This is a genomic window from Geodermatophilus sp. DSM 45219, assembly GCF_900104025.1.
Lineage (GTDB): Bacteria > Actinomycetota > Actinomycetes > Mycobacteriales > Geodermatophilaceae > Geodermatophilus.
The window spans coordinates 244,299-260,025 of record NZ_FNIQ01000006.1; the positions used below are offsets into that span (position 1 = coordinate 244,299).

Sequence of the window (15,727 nt, forward strand, 5' to 3'; positions counted from 1 at the left end):
GAGGCCACCGAGGAGTGCTGTCCTCCATCCGTCAGCCGCGCGACCGCTCGAGGCGGTGCAGCGCTTCGGTGAAGCTGTCGTTCCACAGCCCGAGGTGCGGCCATCGCTCGGCGACGTACGCCGTCGCCGCCTCGACCGACATCCCCTCCTCGCGGACCAGCCAGCCGCGCAGCACCAGCCCGGTGCGCGAGGCGCCGCCGTGGCAGTGCACGAGCAGCCGGTGGCCCTCGGCGCGCAGCGCGGCCATGTCGTCGAGGACGTCGGCCAGCATCGCGTCGAGGTCGGCGTTGTGGTCGTCGTCGGCGATGTAGGCCATCCGGTGCACCGGGTGCGGGAACGGCTCGCCCAGCCGGCACAGCGAGATGACGGCGAAGTCCTCCTCGCTGTAGCGGGCGCCGTCGAGGTTGCCGGCCCAGATGCCCGGCAGCACCTCGCGCGGGCCGATCCGCGGGATCACCCCGGGGTCGTAGCTCTGCTGCGCACCGCCGTCCAGCGCGGCCGCGAGCTGCTGCAGGTCGGCCAGCCGCCACACGCGATCGCCGTGCCCCGGGATGCGCCCGTGGACGACCGACGCCCAGCGGATCGGGATGCCGCCCATCCCGTACACCGCCCCGGCCAGCCCGCCGGCGACCGCGGCGACGGTGTCGGTGTCCCCGCCCAGGTCGACGACCAGCCGCAGCACCTCGGCGAACGACGTGCCGCGCCGCAGCGCCCACACCGCCTGACCGAGCGTCGGCCACACCGCGCCGTCGGACTCGCTCGCCCGCTCCGGCGTCCAGTCCGGCGCGAGCACCGTCGCCCACCGCTCGCGGTGCTCCTCGGCGACCGCCGCCAGGGCCGGAGGGACGGCGGCCAGCGGGTCGCCGCCGTCGAGGGCCACCCGCACGAGCTCGTGGTAGACCGCGCAGCCCTCGCCGGCCGCCGGGTCGCCGTGGGTGAGCGCGGAGATCCGGCGGGCGGCGTCCATGGTGGCCTCGCGGCCGTCGCGGGCGAACCGGATCGCCGCCGGGGTGGTGCGCATCAGCGAGCCGTTGCCGGCCGCGTGCCCTGAGCGGGCGAAGTGCTCGGCGGCGGCGACGTCCCACGGCAGTCCGGAGCCGAGGACGGCGCGGGTCTGGTTGCCGATGTCCGGCGGGCCCGCCTCGGCCCAGCGCAGGAAGCGGTCGAACAGGTCGGCCTCGTCCAGGCCGCCGCGCTCGACCAGCGAGGTGCCGGCGAGCAGCGCCATCTGGGTGTCGTCGGTGAACTCGCCCGGCTCCCGACCCGGCGACCCGCCGCCGCACATCTCGGTCTCCGCACCGCGGGCCGGGGTGGGGAAGCGGGCGCCGAACTGCCCGGGTGGACCGAACTCGAAGGGCGCGCCGAGGGCGTCGCCCACGGCCGAGCCGACCAGCGCGCCGGCGGCACGGGACGAGCGGTGCAGGCGCGGGCTCACCGGGACTCCGTCACGTCCCCGATGATGACCCCGCGGCCGGTCACCTGCCGCCGTCGGCTCATGTGCTGCCAGATGGCGGCGTCCAGCGCGCCTGGCGAGCACCCGCGCAGCCTGGCGGCCGCCCTGACCACTGCCCCGTATCGCTCGTAGGTCGCGACGTCGACGCCGGCGTCCCTCACGAAGCCCCGGACGTGGACGTCCACCGCGACGTGCTCGCTGGACCCGCAGAGGATCGACAGGTAGTCGAGCGTCTTGGGACCCACGCGGCGCACGGTCCGCAGCGTGGAACGCAGACCGCCGGCCGGGTCGGCCAGTGCTCCTCGCAGGTCGGGAACGGTCTCGACGTCGGCTCGCGCGAGTGCGTCGGTGAGGTCGCTGATGACACGCAACTTGGTGGGCCCGCGCCAGGGGAGCGTCGCCCCGATGTCGGACGTCTCCAGGCGTGCGGAGAAGCGGGAGACGGTGGTGGCCTCCGGCCACGCCGCGACGAGCCGGCGCACGCGCGGCTCGACGACGCGGCGGTAGCTGCACCGCGGCTGCAGTGCCGCATCGCAGATGACCGCGCCCATGTGGTCCCAGCCCCGCGTCCGTTCCTCCACGACCAGACCGACGGCGTCGACGTGCCGCAGCAGGAGGACGGCATCCGGTTCCGTGGTGGGGCCCATCGCGCTCACGGGTTCCCGTATCGGCGGCCCGCCCGGTCCTGCGGACCCTCCGTCACCGGCGTCCGCCGTCACCCACGCGATCGGAGGACGACGGCGTCCGGCGCGTGGACGCCGCAACGCCCCGGTGCTGTGCTGTCACTCGCCGGGAACCCCCAGGACAGGAGCACGCCGTGACCGATCGCGAGCTCGAGCCGAGCACCGGCAGCCGGACGCGTCCGGCGCCCTGCGCCAGCACCGCCGCGGGCCACGGCGTCCATCCGACCCGGGTCCTGCTCTGCGACAGCACCCCGCACGACGCCTGGACCCCGGTCGTCGTCATGGGCGCCGTCGGCGACGTGCTCACCGTCGCCTGTGGTGCCGAGCTGCGTCGCTACCGCAACCACGATCCCGGCCGCCTGCTCGACCTGGCCGCCGTCACCGGCCCGGACGCGCTGCTCAACGAGCGCTACGGCCTGCTCTTCCTGCGCACCTGGCCGCAGGACGCGGCGTCGGTGTTCTCGCTGCAGGAGGCCGACCGGCCACCGCACCCCTGCTGCTGACCTCCGCGGGGAGACAGCCGGGATGCCCCGGCCGGCGGCGTCGCCGGCCGGGGCACCCCCTGCTGGACAGGGTCAGACGACCCGGCGGGCGCCCGCGTAGCTCGGCATCGAGTCCAGGGACACGACGCTCACCGGCTTGCCGGCGCTCGAGGAGTGCACCATCTGGCCGTTGCCGATGTACATCCCGACGTGCGAGACCGGGCTGTAGAAGAACACCAGGTCACCGGGCTGCAGGTTCGCCTTCGACACCGGGGCGCCGAACGTCGACTGGGCCTTCGACGTGCGCGGGATCGAGACCCCGGCCGCCTTGTAGGCGAAGCTGGTCAGCCCCGAGCAGTCGAACCGGTCGGGACCGGTCGCCCCGTACAGGTACATGTCACCGCGCTGGGCGAGCGCGGTGTCGACGGCCGTCTGGGCCGCGCCGGTGGCAGCCGCGGCCGGAGCGGCGGCCACGGTGCCCCCGCCACCACCACTGTCACCCGCAGCGGCCGAGGCCGGCAGGGGCGAGAGGACGATGCCGGCTCCGGCGATGGCCGCGACGGCGATGCCGCGGAACGAGCGACGAGAAGTGGACGTGCGTGCAGTCGTCATGGACGACGGTTCTCCTGTCTCCGCAACCGCCTACCGGGTTAGCTGACGGGTTCGGGCGGTGGAGTCGCCCGGCGCGACGGATCGCGCTTCACCCCAGTGCTGCTGTGGGTCCCCGGTCCGTTGCCGGCGAGTCGGCCGGCGCCTGGTTCGGCGTGTCGGGCGGGTGTCACACGGGTACGTGACGAAGGGCCCTACCGACGGCGACCGAGGCTAGGTGGACCACCGGCCCGGCTCCACGTCGGAGCGGGGGGTTGCCGACGGCGACCCTGCGTGACCCCGACACGCCGTGCTGACCACCGCAGACACCGTTCCGGCCAGGCGTCCCCCAGCGCGTAACCGCAGGTCAACGGCTCGACGACGACTTGTCCCGAGCACGGAGCGCCCGAACTCAGCGTGGTCGGACGGCGACGTACGGCCGAGCGAACCGAAGGGGTTGGGCGGGCCGGGTCGGGGGCACGACAGAGGGCAACCACGACGACGGACGAGTGCACGGAGGAGGGACACCATGGCCGGCATGTTGAGGAAGCTCATGGCCTCGGGGATCGCGGCGAAGGTCATCCAGGAGGCCAGCAAGCCGCAGAACCAGGCCAAGATCAAGGAGTTCATCGCCAAGATGGGCGAGCAGAACAAGAAGCAGGGCGGCGGCCGGGGTTACGGCCGCGGTCCCGTGCGCTGAGCGCGCCGCACCGACTGCACGGCGACCCCCGCCCGCACCGGGCGGGGGTCGCCGTGCCGTCCTCGGGCTACGGGCGGCCGGCGTGCGGGACGTCGACCTCGGTCGCCAGCAGCACCGCCTCGCGCACCGACATCCCACTCGTGATGGGTCGGAGGCCGGTCACCCGCGCCGACCTGCCCTCAGGCCGCGCCCATGGGCGAGCGGTCTGCCGTGCTGTCGATCAGGTCGGTCATGCCCACCAGGCGCAGCAGCTGCGCGGTGAACGGCGACGGGGCGGTGACCCGCAGCCGGCCGCCCCGGCTCTCGGCCAGCGCCGCCCCCGCGGCCAGCGCCCGCAGGCCGTCGGCGTCGCAGAAGCTGATGCCCGCGGCGTCGACGGTCCAGGTGCGGTGCCCGGTCTGCACGAGCGCGAGCAGCGCGTCGGTGAGCCGGTGCGCGACGGCACGGTCGAGCTCACCGGCGGCCGTGATCAGGCCGTTCCGCAGGTCGATGGACAGCAGCAGCGGGCGGGAGGAGTGCTCGGCCCACCGCCCCGCGATGACGCGTGCGCACATGGTGGTCCCCCTTGCCGGGCGCCGGGTCGCCGGCGGCAGCCGGCTGACGGCGTCCCACGGACGTGTGCGACGAGGCCGGCTGTTCGACCTGAGTGGAACGCTAACAGGACTGGAGTGACTCTGCTGAGGGCGATGGGGTTGCCTGCCTCCAGATGTGTGCCGACGCGCCGGGGGACGGGAGCGGACCCCGGACGGAGGCCTGAGGAGAGCGGTCACGCGCTGCTGCTCGACGAGCCCGAGCGCGTCTCCAGCGGGCGGTCCCCGACGTCCACGCCGACGCGAGGTGTCGCGGTGGTCGACGCTTGCATGGCGCCGGTCGGGGTAGCCGACGTCCGTGAGCGAGACGACGAACAGCCGGGTCAGCAAGGTCGAGGCGGTCGAGGTGGAGGCCGGGCAGATGGGGCAGCGGTACCTGGCCGCCGGTGCCCGGGTCGGGATGCGGCTGTGGGCTGCGCAACCGCCCAGCGAGGGCAAGCCCGAGGCGGCCCGGGACTACGAGACGGTGGGGTACGTCGTCCTCGGGCAGGCCCGGCTGCGTGCCGGGGACCAGACGCTGGAGCTGGGGCCGGGTGACTCCTGGGTCGTACCGGCGGGCGTGAGCCACACCTACGAGATCCTCGAGGCGTTCACCGCGGTCGAGGCGACCTCCCCGCCCGCCCAGCAGGCCGGCCGGGACGCCCCGCCCGCCTGAGTCACCGCTCCGCTCGTGCTCTGCCGCGACGGGACGCTGGCGGCCGGCTCCACTCGACCGGTGACGTGTCGGTGGCCGCGCGGTGGGTGATGTGCGGGCATGGCGTGCTTCCGCCCGCAGAGTGCGCCACGACCGCACATCACCCCGCCTGCGGGCACGGGGCTCTCAGTCGCCCTTGACGTTGACCACCTGGCGAAGCGTGTGCCGGACCTCCACCAGGTCGGCCGCGTCGGCCATGACGACGTCCACCGGTTTGTAGGCGTCGGGGTGCTCGTCGAGGAACGCGTTCGAGCGGCCCCAGGCGATGCCCCTCATCCGCCGGTCGAGGTCCGCCCGGCTGAACCGCTTCCGCGCGGCCGTCCGGGAGAACGCCCGCCCGGCGCCGTGCGGCGCGGACGTCAACGACTCCACGTTCCCCTTGCCGACCACGACGTAGGACGCCGTGCCCATCGAGCCGGGGATGAGCCCCCACTGGCCGGCCCGCGCGGAGATCGCGCCCTTGCGGGACAGCCACACCTCCGAGCCGTAGTGGGTCTCCCGCTCGGTGTAGTTGTGGTGGCACTGCACGACCTGGGCCCGCTGCACCTCGTCGGTCAAGAAGCGCGACACCTGCTCGGCGAGGCGGTCCATCATCTCCTCGCGGTTGAGTGCGGCGAACCGCTGCGCCCAGTGCAGCGCCTCGACGTACGCGTCGAACTCCGGCTCGCCCTCCTCCAGGTAGGCGAGGTCGCGGTCGGGGACGTCGACGCCCTTCGCCTTCGTCCGGTCCTGCGCGATCCGGATGTGCTTGGACGCCAGCCGGTTGCCGACCCCTCGTGAGCCCGAGTGCAGGAACAGCCAGACCCGGTCGTCCTCGTCGAGGCAGACCTCGATGAAGTGGTTGCCCGAGCCCAGCGAGCCCAGCTGCAGCGGCCAGTTGTGCGCGACGCCGTCGGCCTGCGCGACCCCGGGGAGGTCACGCAGCTCCGCGACCCTCGCGGCCGCGGTCTCGCGCAGCTCCTTGTTGTAGCGCCCGGCCGACAGCGGGACCGCCCGGGAGACCTGCTCGTGCAGCGTCCCGAGGTCGCGGCCGCGGACGTCGTCGCCGGTGAACTGGGTGCGCACGGCCATCATCCCGCAGCCGATGTCCACGCCCACCGCCGCCGGGATGATCGCCCGGTCGGTCGGGATCACCGAGCCCACCGTCGCGCCGAGCCCCAGGTGCGCATCGGGCATCAGCGCCACGTGCGGGTGGATGAACGGCATCGAGGCGGTGCGCTCGGCCTGCACGCGGGTGGTCGGCTCGAGGATCGACGCCCAGTTGAGCAGCCGGTCGCTGATCTTCTCCATGTTCTCGCTCCGGGTCGGCCCCGTCCCGGGCACCGCCCCGAGCCTGCGAGGGGTGGGGAGGACGGGGTCCTCGATCAGTCGTCCTCGTCGTCCTTGCCGTTGCCGTTCCCCCGGCCGCGACCCCGCCCGGGCTGCTCGTCGTCCCCGTCGCCGTCCCCGTTCGCCGTCTCGGCAGGAGCCGGCGCGGGTGCCGCGGTCGGCGGCGGCGGTGGCGGGGCGACGGCGTGGGTGACCACCACCGTGGTGCCGACCGCGAGCTCGCCGGTCGGCTCCAGCGCGGTCACCCGGCCGGCGGGGACGTCGGCGGTCTCGACGGTGCGCAGTTGCACCGGCAGGTCCAGGCCGGTCAGCCAGGCCTGCACCTCGGCGACCGGGCGCCCGATGTACTCGGCGGGGTCGACCCGGACGAACGTGCCCGTCGCCCGCGGCGCGTCGGGGGTCGGCGGCGCGCTCGTGGCGGGTGCCGCCGCGGGGGCGACCGGCTCGGGGACGTCGCGCGACCCCAGCACCAGCCCGGTCACCACCAGCGCGGTGGCGACCAGCCCGACCAGGACCGGCACCAGCAGCCGGCGCAGGCGGCCGCGGTCGTCGCCGTCCCCGTCGTCGGGCAGCGGGACGGCGACCGGGTCGGTGTGCACCGGGGCCGCGGCGGCGACCGGGCTCACCGGCAGCGTGCGGGTGACCGGCGCCTGCTCCACCGGGGCGACGGGCAGCACGCGGGTCGCCGTCCGCTCGTCGTCCGGGACGGTGGCGGGCTCCGGCACGCGGCCCGCGGCGGCGGCGGCCACCGCGGCACCCAGCGCGCCGCCGTCCGGGATGCGCTCGGCCGGGTCGGTCACCAGCGTCGCCTCGACCAGCGCGCGCACCGGCGCCGGGACGTCGGCCGGCAGCGGTGCGGGCGGCTCGGTGAGCCGCTGCATCGCGACCTCGACCGCGTTGGGCCCGTCGTAGGGACGGCGCCCGGTCAGGCACTCGTAGGCGACCGTGCCCCAGGCGTACACGTCGGCGGCCGGCGTCGCCTTCTTCCCCTGCACCAGCTCGGGGGCGAGGTACTGGGGGGTGCCGACGACGTGGCCGGTGCGGGTGACCGTGGCGTTGGCCGCCGACCAGGCGATGCCGAAGTCGGTGATCTTCACGGTGCCGTCGGGGCGGACCAGCAGGTTGGCCGGCTTGACGTCGCGGTGCACGACGCCGGCCGTGTGGGCCGAGGCCAGCCCGGCGGCGACCTGGCCGAGCAGGCCCAGGGTCCGCTCCGGCGTCAGCCGGCCCTCGCGCGCCAGCAGGGTCGACAGCGGCTCGCCGTCCACCAGCTCCATGACCAGGTAGACCAGCCGGTCGCCCCCCGGCTGCGCCGGCTCCACCTCGCCGTAGTCGTGCAGGACCGCGACGTTGGGGTGGCCGAGCCCGGCCGACAGCCGCGCCTCGGTGCGGAACCGGGTCAGGAACACCGGGTCGCCGGTGAACTGGGTCTTGAGGACCTTGATCGCCACCTCGCGGCCGAGCACGCGGTCCAGGCCGCGCCAGACCTCGCCCATGCCCCCGGTCGCGATCAGCGACGAGAGCTCGTAGCGGTCCGAGAGGACGTCTCCGGCGGTCGGCATGCTCAGACGGGATCGACCAGGCGCAGCGGCGGGTGCGGGGTCAGCCGCTTCTCGAGCGTGACCCGGTGCCGGCCGTCGGCCTCGTGCCGGAAGTCCAGCGAGTCGACCAGCGCCTGCATGAGCAGCAGGCCGCGGCCGTCGTCCAGCGGGGAGCGCTCGTCGCGCGCGGACAGCTCGGCGGGGTCGAAGCCCTCGCCGTTGTCCACCACGCCGATCCGGCACAGCCGGTCGTCGATGGCCACCGCGACCTCGTAGAGGGCGTGGTCCCCGGCGTGCCGGACGACGTTGGCGCACGCCTCGGTGAGCGCGAGCGCGATCTCGTCGATCACCGTGCCCTCGACGTGCAGGTGCTCCAGCGCCTGGCGGCACAGCCCGCGGATGAACGGCACGCTGCCGGTGTCCACCGGGAGGTGGACCGTGAAGGCGATGTCCACGCCTCGTTCCCCCCTCCGGCCGGCAGGCGACTAGGCTGCTCGGGTTGCGCGTCGACGATGGGGAGGACCGATCCGTGGAGTTCGACGTCCACCGGACCACGGCCCTCGGGCGGCCGGCGCTGAGAGTACGCGGCGAGCTGGACATCGCGACCGCCCCGCGCCTGGCGGAGGCCGTCGAGTCCCAGCTGTCCCGGCAGCCGCAGTCCCTGGTCGTCGACCTGACCGACACGACCTTCCTGGACAGCTCCGGTGCGCGGACGCTGGTGGCGGCCGCCCGCCGGGCCGCAGCCGCCGGGGTCTCCCTCGAGGTGGTCTGCCCGCGCGCCAACCGGCCGGTGCGGCTGGTCATCGACCTGCTGGACCTGCGGGCGGTGGTGCCGATCGTCGAGTCGCCCAGCCTGACGGAGAACGAGGTCGGTCCGTAGGGTCGGCCGGCGATGACGCAGACCGCCACGGACGACGCCCTGCGGCGCTGCGCCGACGAGCCGATCGCCGTCCCCGGCGCCGTCCAGCCGCACGGCGCGCTGCTGGCGGTCACCGAACCCGACCTGGCCGTCGTCGTCGCCTCCGCCGACGCCGCCGACGTCCTCGGCACCGTCCCGGCGACGCTCGCCGACGTGCTGGCCCCCGCCGACCTCGACCGGCTGCGCCTCGGCCTGGCCGGGGACCTCGCCGAGCTGAACCCGCTGCGGGTGCGCATCGGCGGCGCGGAGGTCGACCTGGTCGCCCACCGCGCCGACGGGCTGCTGGTCGCGGAGTGGGAGCCGCTCGCCGGTGCGGGGGAGGCCGGCGCGGCCTGGCACCGGCGGCTGCCCCTGGTCCTGCAGCGGCTGTCGGCCACCACCAGCCTCGACGACCTGACGGCGGTGCTGGCCCGCGACGTCCGGTCGCTCACCGGCTTCGACCGCGTGATGGTCTACCGGTTCGACCCCGAGTGGAACGGCGAGGTGGTCGCCGAGGACCGGCGGGCCGACCTCGAGCCCTTCCTCGGCCTGCGCTATCCCGCCAGCGACATCCCCGCCCAGGCCCGCGCCCTCTACGAGACCAACTGGCTGCGGCTGATCCCCGACGCCACCTACCGCCCGGTGCCGCTGGAGCCGGCGGCGAACCCGGTCACCGGCCGGCCGCTGGACCTCTCCGGCGCCGTCCTGCGCAGCGTCTCCCCGGTGCACCTGGAGTACCTGGCCAACATGGGCGTGGTCGCCTCGATGTCGGTGTCGCTGGTCGACCGCGGCCGGCTGTGGGGGCTGATCGCCTGCCACCACTACGCCGGACCGCACCGGCCCTCCTACGCCGACCGCGTGGCCGCGGAGTTCCTCGGCCGCACCGCCTCGCTGCTGCTGCACACGACGGTGGACGCCGGCGAGCAGGGCCGGGTCGTCGCCGTCGCGCAGCGGCAGGCCGAGCTGGTCGCCGCCCTCGGCCGCACCCCGCGCGCGCCCGCGCGGGCGCTCACCGAGGGCACGCCGACCCTGCTGGACCTGCTGCCGGCCGCCGGCGCCGCGCTCCGCCTCGACGGCCGGCTGCACCTGCTCGGCAGCACCCCGCCCGCCGACCGGGTGCCCGGCCTGGTCGCCGCGCTGCTGGCCGCGCAGCGCCCGGCCACCGACGCGCTCGGCGGCCTGGTGCCCGGGGCCGCCGACGTCGCCGACACCGCCAGCGGCCTGCTCGCGGTCGAGGTCGGCGGTGGCCGCGGGGACTTCCTGGCCTGGTTCCGGCCGGAGACCGTCCGCCAGGTCACCTGGGGCGGCAACCCGCACGCGTCGAAGACGGTGCCGACCGCGGCCGGGCCGCGGTTGAGCCCCCGCCGCTCGTTCGCGGCCTGGCGCGAGACGGTCCGGGGGACGGCGACGCCGTGGCGGGAGCACGAGGTCGCGGCCGCCCGGGCGCTGGCCGCGCACCTCACCGAGTCGGCGCTGCTGCGCGCCGGGGAGGACAGCCGGCTGGCCGCGGCACTGCAGCGGACCCTGCTGCTCGAGGAGCTGCCGAAGGTGCCCGGCGTCGCGCTCGCCGCCCGCTACCGGCCCAGCGCCGCGGACGTCGTCGGCGGCGACTGGTACGACCTGGTGCCGCTGCCCAGCGGCCGGCTGGCGATCGTGCTGGGCGACGTCGCCGGCCACGGCCTGGCCGCCGCCTCGGTCACCGCCCAGCTGCGGCACGCCCTGCGCGCGCACCTGCTCCGCGACCGCGGTCCGGCCGCCGCCCTGCAGGCGCTGGGCGGGGTGATCGCCGCGCTGCTGCCCGGGGAGCTGGCCACCGCGGTCGTCGCCGAGCTCGACCCGCAGACCGGGGACGTCGCCGTCGCCAGCGCCGGGCACCTGCCGGTGCTGCACGCCGCGGACGACGGGGTGCGGCTGCTGTCCGGGGGACGCGGCCCGGCGCTCGGCCTGCTCGACGAGGTGGACTACGCCGAGACCCGGCTGCGGCTGGCCGGCCCGGACCGGCTGCTGCTCTACAGCGACGGGCTGGTGGAGCGCCGCGACGTCCCGCTACCGGACCGGCTGGACGCGCTGTGCGCCGCGGTGGCGACCGGCAGCGAGCCCGACGCGCTGCTCGACGGGGTGCTGGCCGCGCTCGACCCGCCGGACGCCGACGACGTCACCCTGGTCGCCCTCGGCCGGGTCTGATCAAGGGCCCCCTCGCCCCCCGCCCCTCGCAGGCTCGCGACGGGACCCTGCGAGGGGGCCACCCGCTGCCCCCGCCTCGCAGGCCTGGCGGGGGTGGGCGACCTCTGCCCCTGTCCCGCGTGGTGGGCGGGGGCGGAGGTCGCGCGTCACCGGGTGCGGCCGTCGGCCTCCGTGCGGCCCGGGACCGGCGGCTGGCGACGCGGACCGCCGTCGAAGCGCTGCGTGAGGTCGCCGGGCTCGTCCTCGCCGTCCGCCGCGTGGCGCCCGAGGGTCGCCAGCGAGAACTCCGCGGTCTCGTTGAGCAGGTGCTTGGCCACGATGTCGTCGTCCTCTCGTGCGTGGTCGCCTCCGAGGCTAGGAGCCCGGCAGGTGACGGCTGGGGCGCCCGGGCCAGGTGGGCCCGGTGGGACTGCCGGGTGCGGAGAGTCGTCGCCCGGTGGTGCCTTCCGCGCGCGAGAGGCACCACCGCTCATCCGTCGCGGCGGAAGCGGCGGCGGAAGGAGTTCTCGTCGCCGCGGCCGCGGGCGAAGGACTCGGCGATCTCCCGCGGCCAGCCGTCGTCCACCAGCAGCAGCTCCAGCCGCCGGCCGAGCACCTGGTCCACCTCGGCGGCCGGCAGCTCCGAGCCGAACACCACCTCCCGCAGCGCCCAGCCGCGCCCGGCGCCGGACCCGGCGGCCACCGCAGCGGCCAGCGACTCCACGCCGGCGACGTCCATCCGCAGGGCCGCCCAGCGCAGCACCGGCGGCAGCACCGCCACCGGCACCACCTCCTCCAGCCGCCCGAGCCAGCCGGGGTCGGCGACCAGCAGGTGCCCGAGCAGCGCGCCGTGCTCGGCGGTCCAGCCGGGGGCGCGCCGCCACTGCGCGACCAGGGCCTCCCGGACCACCGGACGGCGGGTGGCCAGCAGCGCGAGCTCCCACGTCTCCCCGGTGAGCCCGAGCAGCGGCAGGTCGACCCCGCGCTCCAGCGCCTGCTCGACCAGCTGGCCGGTCGCGCGGTCCAGCCGGGCGATGCGGCGGCCGCGGCGCACCTCCTCGCCCAGGGCGGCGCACAGGTCGCCCTGGCCGATGCCGGCGACCTCGACGGCCAGCTCCGCCGGGCCCTCGGTGCCGTCGAACACCTCGTCCAGCAGCGCGCCCAGCACCCGGCCGCGCACGTGCTCGGCGACCGCCGGCCACCGGTCGACCGCCGCCCGCAGGGCCGCCTCCACCGTCGGGTTGCCGGCGGCGGCGGCGAGAGCGAGGTCGGCGGTCGTCCCGCGGGCCAGCCAGCCCGGCGCGGCCGAGGACTCCAGCACGCTGGCCAGCTGGTCGGCCGACAGCCCCGCCGGGTCCTGCTCGGCCCACGCGTCGGCGAACAGCCAGGCGTCGAGCCGGCGGACGTCGGCCAGGTCGTCGGGGGCCAGCTCGCCCTTGCTGGCGGCCTCGAGCAGGGTGCGGGCCCGCTCGGTGTCGTGCGGCCCGGCCGGTGCCGGCGCGGCGCCGGACAGCTCGACCCGGACCGGCGCGGTGTCGCCGTCGTCCTCCCTCGGGCCGGCGGACAGCGAGACCGCGGCGGTCAGCGCCCGCGGCAGGACGGCGAACACGACCTCGGCCGCCTCCCGCCCCGACGCCGTCCGCAGCGGGAGCGCGCAGCGGCCCGCACCCGCGGCGAGGGTGGCCAGCAGCCCGGCCAGGGGCGGGGTGAGCGCGTCGACCTCGTCGGGGTTCAGCGCCGGGGCGGCCCGGTCGGCGAAGGCCACCCGCAGCGGCGGCAGCTCGGCGGTGGGCGCGGAGTCCGCGGGCAGCGCGTCGAGGAACCGCCCGGCCCGCCGCAGCGCCAGCAGCTCGCGCACGCCGAGCCGGCCGCTGTCGTCCCACAGCAGGTGCACCAGGTAGTTGCCGGGGCGGCCGAAGCCGTCGGCGCTCGCGGCGACCGCGCGGTGCAGCAGCCGGCCGGTGCCGCGGGAGAGCACGCCGTAGGCCTCGCCGTCCGAGGGCCGGAAGCCCACCAGCGCGCCCAGCGCCTTACGGGTGCGGCCGACCTCGGCCGGCCAGTCCGGCGAGTGCGCGTAGACCCCGAAGCCCGGACCCTCCAGCGTCCGGCTGGCGGAGGTGTACAGCGCCTGCGGGCAGGCCCGGCCGCTCACCGCGACCACTCGCCGCGCAGCGTCGTGCCGTACTCCTCCTCGTCGAGCCCCTCCTCGGAGAGGAAGCCGGCGCGGGCCAGCAGCACCAGCAGCGGGTCGAGCACACCGACCGGGGTGATCCGCGGGTAGCCGCCGTCCCGGGCGTCGGCGCCGGTGGCCGAGACCGCGTGCACGGTCGGCCGCGGCAGCCGGTGCAGCGCCGCGGTCAGCAGGTTGGACCCGCCGCTGAGCTCCAGGAAGTCGACCAGCCGGGAGCTGGTGGCGCGCACCTCGGAGAACCAGGAGGCCAGCGGCGCGCTGCGCAGGTCGGTGTCGCGCAGGGTGTCGGCGGGGAACTCCGGCACCGCGCCCAGCTTGTCGGCCTTGCTCAGCACGACGGCGGTCGCGACGTCGTCGACGTGCGCGTCGGGCGGCAGGTTGCGGGCCGCGCGCAGCACGTTGGCCAGGTTCACCACCATCTGGGTGTGCCGGGCCAGGCCGATCGAGTCCTCGCCCGGGTCGGCCAGGTGCCGCAGCCGGGGGAAGACGCCGGGGGACAGGACGACCAGCAGCGACGTCGCGGCGAAGAGGAACCGGCCGTACTGGCCCATGTCCTCGCTGCGGTAGAGCTGCTCGCCGGAGGCGTCGAAGAACACCAGGTTGACCGCGCGCTCGGCGCCGTTCCGGCCGGTGCCGCGCAGCACCAGCATGAACGGCTCGGGGGAGCTGCCCTCGCCGAGCAGGGGAAGGGTCAGCGGCAGCTGCTGGCGCTGCACCACCAGCCGGTAGCGGTGGTCGTCGAACCGGGCGGCGCTGTCCTCGTCCATCTCCACCGAGATGCCGAGCGGGGCCAGCGCCCCCTCGTGCAGCAGGTCGATCAGCACCGTGAGGTAGGTGCTCTTCGACGCGCCGGTCAGCCCGACCAGACCCACGACGACCGTCGGCCGGTCCAGGTACTCCGGCGGCAGCCGGTGCCCGCGCGGGCAGGTCGGCACCACGTTGGCCGCGGCCGCACCCGCGGCGTCCCGCGCCGTCGGCACCGGCAGCGGGTCGGTGCGCAGCGGGTCGAGCAGCCGCTGCCAGCGGCCGCGGCGTTCCACCGGCGGGCGGGTGGGCGCCCCGGTCGCGTCGCGCCAGACGGGCGCGGTGAGCGGCTCCAGGCAGCGGGGGCAGACGCGTCGGCGCATGTCAGCGGACGAAGACGGCGAAGAACACGACGGTCGTCACGGCGAGGATCGCCAGCAGCAGGCGCTGGCGCTCGCGGAACCGCTGGCGGCGCGCGTCGAGCCGCTGCTGGGCCAGCGCGCGCTCGTACATCCCGGACACGGTGCTCCTCCTCGGGTCAGAAGACGGCGTGGTAGAGGACGGCGAGCAGCAGCCCGGCGACGATGCCGAGCAGCACCACCACTGCGGCGGCGACCGCGAAGCCGGCCCAGGTGTCGGCGACCGCGCGCTCCACCCGGGCCAGCTCGAAGCGGGCGGCCTCGGTGACCCCGCCCAGCGACTGCAGGTCGCGCATCGTCGTCCGCGGGTCGGGGATCTGCGAGGTCTCACCCAGCCAGCGGGTCTCCTGCTCCACCTGGCGGGCCAGGGCCGCGACGGTGGGACGGCGCTCGGGGTTGAACCGCAGCGCCTTCTCCACGCTGTCGAGCAGGTTGGCCGGCACGCGGGACAGGTCCAGCCGGCCGGCCCGCAGCGCCAGGTAGTAGTCGGAGTCGGGCATCGTGTCGTCGGGGTCGACCGGGTGCACCGCGCCCGCGGCGAAGGCGATCACCAGGCCCCAGCTGTAGACGTCGCTGGCCTCGGTGAGCACCGCGCCGGCCAGCTGCTCGGGGCTGGCGAACAGCTTGGTGCCCAGCGCCGCCATCCCGGTGGTCGCGGTGCCCGACGGCTGCTCGGGCCCGATGTAGCGGCTGATCCCGAAGTCGACCAGCCACACCTCCGCGCCGGAGATGATGATGTTGCCCGGCTTCACGTCGCGGTGGACGACGCCGGCGCCGTGCACGTCGCGCAGCGCCCGCAGCAGCCCGATGGCGATCCGGCGCAGCTCCTCGGCGTTGAGCCCGCCGGCGCGGGAGGCCATGAACTCGTCCAGCGGCGTCCCGGAGACGTACTCCTGCACGTAGTAGGGCGCCTCGGCGGTGAGGTCCTGGTCGACGATGGCGGCCACCCGCGAGCTCTTCACCCGGGCGGCGTTCTCCACCTCGCGGGCCAGCCGCTTGCGGGCCAGCTCCGGCGCGGCCGCGGGCAGCTGCTTGATGACCACCAGCGCGCCGTCGGGCCCGGCCGAGCCCACGAACACGTCGGCGCCCTGGCCGCCGCGGGGCAGCCGGCACAGCAGGTCGTAGGGGCCGATGCGGTCGGGGTCGCCGGGCTCGAGCAGGGCGATCTTCCGGGTGCCGGCCAGGTCGGCGACCGCACCGGCGGGGTCGAGCGCCTCGTCCACGGTCCTCCGGCCCTCTCCTGTCGGCGGCG

17 protein-coding genes and 1 riboswitch are annotated in these 15,727 nt (G+C 76.0%); of the genes, 5 read left to right on the forward strand and 12 right to left on the reverse strand.

The genetic code is table 11. The features are described from left to right. Positions 1–31 precede the first annotated feature (31 nt). Together BLR12_RS19520 and BLR12_RS19525 are read right to left on the reverse strand one after the other, a co-directional pair. On the reverse strand, positions 32–1,435 hold the full coding sequence (locus BLR12_RS19520) for an ADP-ribosylglycohydrolase family protein (protein WP_091381656.1): 1,404 nt from the start codon (positions 1,433–1,435) through the stop codon (positions 32–34). Continuing rightward, on the reverse strand, positions 1,432–2,109 hold the full coding sequence (locus BLR12_RS19525) for a lipoyl synthase (RefSeq protein ID WP_091381658.1): 678 nt from the start codon (positions 2,107–2,109) through the stop codon (positions 1,432–1,434). Before BLR12_RS19525 ends, BLR12_RS19520 begins: the two co-directional genes overlap by 4 nt. A 161-nt stretch (positions 2,110–2,270) precedes the next feature. On the opposite strand from BLR12_RS19525, the gene BLR12_RS19530 reads away from it, so the two are divergent. Beyond that, positions 2,271–2,639 carry a hypothetical protein gene (locus tag BLR12_RS19530; protein WP_091381660.1) on the forward strand — a complete coding sequence of 123 codons (369 nt, stop codon included), beginning with the start codon at positions 2,271–2,273 and terminating at the stop codon, positions 2,637–2,639. 72 nt (positions 2,640–2,711) lie between these two features. Here BLR12_RS19530 and BLR12_RS19535 read toward each other — a convergent pair whose 3' ends face one another. Beyond that, a complete protein-coding gene (locus BLR12_RS19535; protein ID WP_091381662.1) occupies positions 2,712–3,230 on the reverse strand; it encodes a C40 family peptidase in 519 nt (172 codons plus the stop codon). 12 nt (positions 3,231–3,242) lie between these two features. Then, positions 3,243–3,377: riboswitch (cyclic di-AMP (ydaO/yuaA leader) on the reverse strand. A 367-nt stretch (positions 3,378–3,744) separates the two neighbouring features. On the opposite strand from BLR12_RS19535, the gene BLR12_RS24690 reads away from it, so the two are divergent. Further along, the gene (locus tag BLR12_RS24690) at positions 3,745–3,906 is read left to right on the forward strand and encodes a hypothetical protein (protein WP_176832586.1); all 162 of its coding nucleotides are present in this window, start codon (positions 3,745–3,747) and stop codon (positions 3,904–3,906) included. 179 nt (positions 3,907–4,085) lie between these two features. Here BLR12_RS24690 and BLR12_RS19540 read toward each other — a convergent pair whose 3' ends face one another. Then, positions 4,086–4,460: an STAS domain-containing protein gene (locus BLR12_RS19540; RefSeq protein ID WP_091381664.1), complete on the reverse strand. Its 375-nt coding sequence runs from the start codon at positions 4,458–4,460 to the stop codon at positions 4,086–4,088. 334 nt (positions 4,461–4,794) lie between these two features. Between BLR12_RS19540 and BLR12_RS19545 the strand changes: the two genes are divergently transcribed. Then, positions 4,795–5,151 (forward strand): cupin domain-containing protein, encoded by a 357-nt coding sequence (locus BLR12_RS19545; RefSeq protein ID WP_176832597.1) that lies wholly within the window; start codon positions 4,795–4,797, stop codon positions 5,149–5,151. Positions 5,152–5,316: 165 nt separating this feature from the next. On the opposite strand, the gene BLR12_RS19550 is transcribed toward BLR12_RS19545, so the two are convergent. From BLR12_RS19550 to BLR12_RS19560, 3 genes are read right to left on the reverse strand one after another with little or no spacing between them, the layout of a single operon-like run. Next, entirely contained in the window at positions 5,317–6,513 is a 1,197-nt protein-coding gene (locus BLR12_RS19550; RefSeq protein WP_255363645.1) for an RtcB family protein, read from the reverse strand. Positions 6,514–6,554: 41 nt separating this feature from the next. Further along, a complete protein-coding gene (locus BLR12_RS19555) occupies positions 6,555–8,081 on the reverse strand; it encodes a serine/threonine-protein kinase (RefSeq protein ID WP_091381666.1) in 1,527 nt (508 codons plus the stop codon). Between the two features lie 2 nt (positions 8,082–8,083). Then, complete coding sequence (locus BLR12_RS19560) at positions 8,084–8,515, reverse strand: ATP-binding protein (protein ID WP_091381667.1); 432 nt, start codon at positions 8,513–8,515, stop codon at positions 8,084–8,086. A gap of 74 nt (positions 8,516–8,589) precedes the next feature. Between BLR12_RS19560 and BLR12_RS19565 the strand changes: the two genes are divergently transcribed. Then, on the forward strand, positions 8,590–8,940 hold the full coding sequence (locus tag BLR12_RS19565) for an STAS domain-containing protein (protein WP_176832598.1): 351 nt from the start codon (positions 8,590–8,592) through the stop codon (positions 8,938–8,940). A gap of 12 nt (positions 8,941–8,952) precedes the next feature. After that, positions 8,953–11,142 (forward strand): SpoIIE family protein phosphatase, encoded by a 2,190-nt coding sequence (locus tag BLR12_RS19570; protein WP_091381670.1) that lies wholly within the window; start codon positions 8,953–8,955, stop codon positions 11,140–11,142. A gap of 146 nt (positions 11,143–11,288) precedes the next feature. Here the strand turns inward: BLR12_RS19570 and BLR12_RS24695 are convergent, their stop codons facing one another. The 5 genes from BLR12_RS24695 to BLR12_RS19585 all read right to left on the reverse strand — a co-directional run bounded on the left by BLR12_RS24695 (position 11,289) and on the right by BLR12_RS19585 (position 15,698). Next, positions 11,289–11,459 (reverse strand): hypothetical protein, encoded by a 171-nt coding sequence (locus BLR12_RS24695; RefSeq protein ID WP_176832599.1) that lies wholly within the window; start codon positions 11,457–11,459, stop codon positions 11,289–11,291. A gap of 152 nt (positions 11,460–11,611) precedes the next feature. Continuing rightward, positions 11,612–13,273, reverse strand: coding sequence for a GAP1-N2 domain-containing protein (locus BLR12_RS24700; protein WP_176832600.1), 1,662 nt, complete (start codon positions 13,271–13,273; stop codon positions 11,612–11,614). Then, positions 13,270–14,439, reverse strand: coding sequence for a TRAFAC clade GTPase domain-containing protein (locus tag BLR12_RS19580; RefSeq protein WP_091381673.1), 1,170 nt, complete (start codon positions 14,437–14,439; stop codon positions 13,270–13,272). The genes BLR12_RS24700 and BLR12_RS19580 overlap by 4 nt, the downstream gene beginning before the upstream one ends. Before the next feature lies 1 nt (position 14,440). Then, positions 14,441–14,578 carry a hypothetical protein gene (locus BLR12_RS24705; protein ID WP_176832601.1) on the reverse strand — a complete coding sequence of 46 codons (138 nt, stop codon included), beginning with the start codon at positions 14,576–14,578 and terminating at the stop codon, positions 14,441–14,443. 16 nt (positions 14,579–14,594) lie between these two features. Beyond that, on the reverse strand, positions 14,595–15,698 hold the full coding sequence (locus BLR12_RS19585; protein ID WP_176832602.1) for a serine/threonine-protein kinase: 1,104 nt from the start codon (positions 15,696–15,698) through the stop codon (positions 14,595–14,597). Positions 15,699–15,727: the final 29 nt, after the last annotated feature.

Excerpts from the sequence above, each read along its gene's own strand:
- BLR12_RS19535 (WP_091381662.1), bottom strand. The coding sequence starts at position 3,230 with ATGACGACTGCACGCACGTCCACTTCTCGTCGCTCGTTCCGCGGCATC.
- BLR12_RS24690 (WP_176832586.1), top strand. The coding sequence starts at position 3,745 with ATGTTGAGGAAGCTCATGGCCTCGGGGATCGCGGCGAAGGTCATCCAG.
- BLR12_RS19540 (WP_091381664.1), bottom strand. The coding sequence starts at position 4,460 with ATGTGCGCACGCGTCATCGCGGGGCGGTGGGCCGAGCACTCCTCCCGC.
- BLR12_RS19555 (WP_091381666.1), bottom strand. The coding sequence starts at position 8,081 with ATGCCGACCGCCGGAGACGTCCTCTCGGACCGCTACGAGCTCTCGTCG.
- BLR12_RS19570 (WP_091381670.1), top strand. The coding sequence starts at position 8,953 with ATGACGCAGACCGCCACGGACGACGCCCTGCGGCGCTGCGCCGACGAG.
- BLR12_RS19580 (WP_091381673.1), bottom strand. The coding sequence starts at position 14,439 with ATGCGCCGACGCGTCTGCCCCCGCTGCCTGGAGCCGCTCACCGCGCCC.